General features: G+C 60.3%; 6 protein-coding genes. All 6 read left to right on the top strand.

Annotation, left to right across the window (positions count from 1 at the left end):
* Window positions 1-274: N-acetylmuramoyl-L-alanine amidase (locus NTW95_08955; GenBank protein MCX6557539.1), on the top strand; the 274-nt coding region annotated here is incomplete at its 5' end.
* Between the two features lie 50 nt (window positions 275-324).
* Window positions 325-1755: a Do family serine endopeptidase gene (locus NTW95_08950; protein ID MCX6557538.1), complete on the top strand. Its 1431-nt coding sequence runs from the start codon at window positions 325-327 to the stop codon at window positions 1753-1755.
* Complete coding sequence (dapF, locus tag NTW95_08945) at window positions 1752-2564, top strand: diaminopimelate epimerase (protein MCX6557537.1); 813 nt, start codon at window positions 1752-1754, stop codon at window positions 2562-2564. Before NTW95_08950 ends, dapF begins: the two co-directional genes overlap by 4 nt.
* A 115-nt stretch (window positions 2565-2679) precedes the next feature.
* Window positions 2680-3306 (top strand): hypothetical protein, encoded by a 627-nt coding sequence (locus NTW95_08940; protein ID MCX6557536.1) that lies wholly within the window; start codon window positions 2680-2682, stop codon window positions 3304-3306.
* Window positions 3307-3323: 17 nt separating this feature from the next.
* Window positions 3324-4208, top strand: coding sequence for a hypothetical protein (locus NTW95_08935; protein ID MCX6557535.1), 885 nt, complete (start codon window positions 3324-3326; stop codon window positions 4206-4208).
* Window positions 4209-4237: 29 nt separating this feature from the next.
* The coding region (locus NTW95_08930; GenBank protein MCX6557534.1) for a zf-TFIIB domain-containing protein at window positions 4238-4823 on the top strand (586 nt) is incomplete at its 3' end.

Raw genomic sequence — 4823 nt, 5'->3', positions numbered from 1 at the left:
GATCGCCGAATCCAGGATATTGGCCCAGTACATCCAGGAAAACATCGTCAGCAACCTGAAGGCAAAATACGCGGCCATCGAGGACCTGGGGGTGAAAAAAGCCCCCTTTTACGTCCTGCTGGGTGCGCAGATGCCCTCGGCGCTGGTGGAGGTTTCGTTCCTCAGCTGCGCCGACGAGGCCAGCCGCCTGGCGCAACCGGCCTACCGCCAGGCCATCGCCGCCGGGCTGTACCTGGGCATCATCAATTTCATTCAGAGCTTGGGCAAAACATGAAACTTTTTTTCGATTTTTTGCGTCTTATTTCTGTAACATAGGAGGATACCATGAAAAAAATCGGCATAGTCGCCGGAGCCAGTTTCCTGGCCGGGGCGATCTTTTTCGCGTTGAGTTTCGGTTTCCTGCAGAAAGCGGCGAACAACCAGCCGGTATTGAGCCAGGCCGTTGTCAGGGCCGAATCGCTGGCCGCGCCGGCCGTGGCCCCCAATTTCGTGGCCATCGTCAAGAAGGTCAAGCCGGCGGTGGTCAAGGTGATCTCCGAATCGATCGTGCAGAGCCGCTCCATGTTCGGCGACGACTTCTTCGACCAGTTTTTCAACGCCCCGCAGCGCCAGGAGAAGCGTTCGGGCGAAGGCTCGGGCTTTTTCATCTCGGCCGACGGCTACATCCTGACCAACAACCACGTGGTCAAGGATGCGGTCAAGGTCAAGATAATGACCATCGACAAGGATGAATACACCGCCAGGATCATCGGCACCGACCCCAAGACCGACCTGGCCCTGCTGAAGATTAACGTCAAGAACGTCCCCTACCTCGACCTCGGCGATTCCAGCGCCGTGGAGGTCGGCGAATGGGTGCTGGCCATCGGCAACCCCTTCGGCCAGGTATCGACGGTCACCGCCGGCATCATCTCGGCCAAGGGCCGCCAGCTCGGGCTGGCCCAGTACGAGGATTTCCTGCAGACCGACGCCGCCATCAACATGGGCAACTCGGGCGGGCCGCTGATCAATATGAAGGGCGAAGCCATCGGCATCAACTCGACCATCCTGACGCCCACTTCCGGCAACATCGGCATCGGATTCGCCATCCCGACCAATATGGCCAAGAAAGTGGTCGCCGACCTGAAGTCCAAAGGCAAGGTGGTGCGCGGCTGGTTCGGCATCCAGATCCAGGACGTTTCCGAAAGCGACGCCAAGGATTTGGAACTGGCCACGGCCGGGGCGCTGATCATGAAGGTGGAGGACAATTCCCCGGCCCAGAAAGCGGGCCTGAAGCGTTACGACCTCATCGTGGCCATCAATGGCAAGGAGGTCAAGGCCGCGGCCGACCTGCAGATGGAGATCGCCAATTCCAACCCCGGCGACGAGATCACGGTCACCATCTACCGCAACCGCGACAAGCAGTCGGTCAAGATCAAGGTCAGCGAAGCGCCCGATTCGATCCGCGAACAGGCCGCCGCCGAGAGCAAGAGCCTGAACCTGGGCATGGACCTGATCAAGAACACGCCGGCCCTGGCGCGCGAATACGAATTGAAGACCGCCAAGGGCCTGGTCATCGAGAACGTGGAGCGGGGCGGCGTGGCGGCTGAAAACGGCCTCAAGCCGGGCGATGTCATCCTGGCCGTCAACCGCAGCGAAGTCGAAAGCGTGGAGCAGTTCAAGCGCATCCTGTCCAGCCGGCACAGCGGCTCCATGGTGTTGCTGCTGATCAACCGTAACGGCGACGAGGTCTATGTCCGTTTCCCGCTGCCAGAATGATTTTTTACAAGACCAGCTCCTTCGGCAACGATTTCATCGAGATCGACGAAAACGATCTGCCGGCTCCCGGGGCCGACAAGCGCTTCTTGGTCAAGGATATCTGCGCCAGGTACCGCGCCGTCGGCGCCGACGGGGTGGTCTTCTACCGCCTGGCCGATGACGGCATCCACTTTCAAATCCATAACCGCGACGGCGGCGAGGCGGAGTTGTCGGGCAACGGCATGGCCGGCCTGGCCGCCGTCCTTTTCGAGCGCCGCCTGGCCTCCTCGCCGCTGCTTCTCCTTACCCGCAGCGGTCCGCGGCAGGTGGCCTGGCTGGGCCGTGACGGCCCCGTGTTCCAATTGCGGGTCGAGATCGGCGCGCCCGATTTTTTCGATCTGCGCTCGTTCCCGTTCTTGAAGGAAAAGCAGGACCGCTATGCCGTGGCCGGACTGGAGTTTTATCCGGTCTCGGTCGGCAATCCGCACGCCGTCGTTATCTGCCCGGAGGAGCCGGCGGTTGAAACGCTTCCGGCTTTGGGGGAAAAGCTCGCCCATGACCGCCATTTTCCTTTCCAGGTCAACGTGGAATTCGTCCATGTCACTGCCCCCAATTCTTGTCATGTCTTTTTCTATGAGCGGGGGGTCGGACCGACCCAGGCCTCTTCCACCGGCAGTGCCGCGGTATTCGCCGTTTTGCGGCGGCTGGGTCGGGTCCAGGACAGCCTGGCGATCGATTGCGGCGCCGAGCGGATCGCCGTTTCCTGGCAGCAGGGCATCTTCATCCACAATGTCACCCGCCTGATCTGTCGGGGGGAGTATTTTCAATGAAAAAAAACGCCCCCGCCCCGGCCGCAAGAAAACCTTTTTCGGCCTGTTTACCATTACAATCCAAAAAATATATCGCACCGAATGTTCCAGCGCTGCAATCCAATGGGAGGTATGCATGAAAAAGTCGCTTGGCGTGGTTCTGCTGGTTTTCTTGTTTTCCGCTTCCGCTTTCGCCGCCGGAGGGAAGCTCATATTCAACCTTTATGGCGATTGCATGTCCTTGCCCGCAAACAACTATACCGGCCAGGCCAAGCAATACAAAATTTTTTATGAAGCAAAGGCCGCCTACCTGCTGGTGGGCAACCTTTACGTCTGGGGCAGCCACGGCTATTTCCCGTTGAACGAGAGCTGGGCGGACTGGAGCTCGAAAAACGCGTTCACCCAGGACATCAACGTCGAGCGCACCGTGGCCAAGCGCATCATCGCCGGCGGTTTGGGGTTTTTCGCCGGCTACTTGCGCGAGCAGCAACTCGCCATCCGGGCCGAGATCGGCATCTGTTCCATCGCCAATACCATCGATAAATCGACCAGCGACATCACCACCAACGCCCTCCTCAGTACCGAAACGGTCCGTCAGGCCGGGATCGGCCTGCGCGCGAACCTGGCCTTCACCTATGGGCTTTACAAGAACATTTTCGGCGAACTGGCCATCGGCTACATGCACGCCGCCGATACCATCGACAACATCAGCAGCAGCCTGGGCGGCTGGCACCTGCAATTGGGCCTGGGCATCAATCTGTAGCAATAAGCGAGGAAAACATGAAAAGAACAATACTCCCGATCCTGGTCGCGGCCCTGGCGGCGGCCATTTTCTCGTTCACCGCCTGCAAGCAGGCGGAAACGGTGGCCAGCAAAGTGCTTGTCGTGCTGTCGGAGGGCGTGACCGGAGTCCCGGAGCAGGGCACCTACAACCTGGTATCCGGCGATACGATGCAATACAGCTTCAGCCTGAAGCCAGGCTACAGCACCCTGACCGTGCTCTGGAACGGCAACGCCGTCGCGGCCAGCGGGACGCTGACCCTGGGCCCGGGCGAACACACTCTTCAGGCCTATGCCGATGACAACATCCAGCGCGGCCTGACCGTCACCGTAGGCGAGGGCGTGAGCGGGATGCCGGCGGTGGGCACGTTCAACTATGGGCAGGGGGCCACGGTCAGCTACAGCTACGCGGTCGCCGAGGGCTACTTCAATCTGACCGTCCTCCTGGACGGGACGGTGGTCGACAGCAGCGGCACCATCACCATGGACGATGACCACACCCTCGACGTGACGGCCACGGCCGGCAAAAAACTCCGCGACACCTGGGTGCTGGCGGAGGTCTACGACGACGGCAGCTCGTTCACCGTCAACGCCACCTTCAGTGGCAACTATGCGAGCGGCACCGTCAGTGACAGCCAGGGCGGCAGCGGCACCTTCACCTTCATCGGCTCTACCGTCGCTTTCAACTTGGTCTTTCCCAACGTCACCTACGAGTATTCCGGAACGTTCACCGACGACAACACGATGGGCGGGACCTGCAAACGCTACCAGACGGCCGACAAAGTCTTCAGCGGCAATTGGGTCGCCAAGCGGAAATCCTCCTTGACCGTTACGTCGCTGCACTCCGCTGCGAAAGCGAATTGGCGCCGACCCTCCGCGTCCTAGCTTTCTCTTTTAACGGAGGCGGGCGGGCCATGGCGAACTGTTGCAATTGCGGCGCGCCGCTTAGCGGCAGCCTCCTCATCTGCCAATATTGCAAGACCCGCCAGGACGTCGACCTGGCGATGATCCACCGCTACACGATCGAAAAGCCCGAAACCAAGCGGATCTGCCCGCGTTGCCACATCCCCATGCAGCTCATCGACCTGCGCCTGGGAAAGACGTTCTATATCGAGCGCTGCGAACGCTGCTTGGGACTTTTCTTCGATCCCGGCGAGCTGGAAGCGCTGCTGGATAAAGCGGTCACCCATGTCTACGAAATCGACCCCCCGCGCCTCAACGAACTCCAGAACGTCAAGCGCAGCAGCGAATACCCCCTGGGCTACATCGACTGCCCAGTCTGCAAGAGGCTGATGAACCGCATCAACTTCGGTTCGCGTAGCGGCGTGGTCGTCGACAAGTGCCGCGATCACGGCGTGTGGCTCGACGGTGGCGAGCTCCGCCAGATCCTCGAATGGGTGAAAGCCGGCGGCGAAATCTACCACCAGCAGCAGCAGTTCGAAACTGCCCAGCTGGAACTCGAGCAGGAGAAGAAACGGATCCAGTTCCAGGAAATGGACA

This window comes from Candidatus Aminicenantes bacterium (genome assembly GCA_026393795.1).
Classification (GTDB): Bacteria; Acidobacteriota; Aminicenantia; order UBA2199; family UBA2199; genus UBA2199.
Note: the sequence above shows the minus strand (reverse complement) of the source record. Positions and strands in the feature narration are given on the sequence as shown.

Excerpts from the sequence above, each read along its gene's own strand:
- NTW95_08950 (MCX6557538.1), top strand. The coding sequence starts at position 325 with ATGAAAAAAATCGGCATAGTCGCCGGAGCCAGTTTCCTGGCCGGGGCG.
- dapF (MCX6557537.1), top strand. The coding sequence starts at position 1,752 with ATGATTTTTTACAAGACCAGCTCCTTCGGCAACGATTTCATCGAGATC.
- NTW95_08940 (MCX6557536.1), top strand. The coding sequence starts at position 2,680 with ATGAAAAAGTCGCTTGGCGTGGTTCTGCTGGTTTTCTTGTTTTCCGCT.
- NTW95_08935 (MCX6557535.1), top strand. The coding sequence starts at position 3,324 with ATGAAAAGAACAATACTCCCGATCCTGGTCGCGGCCCTGGCGGCGGCC.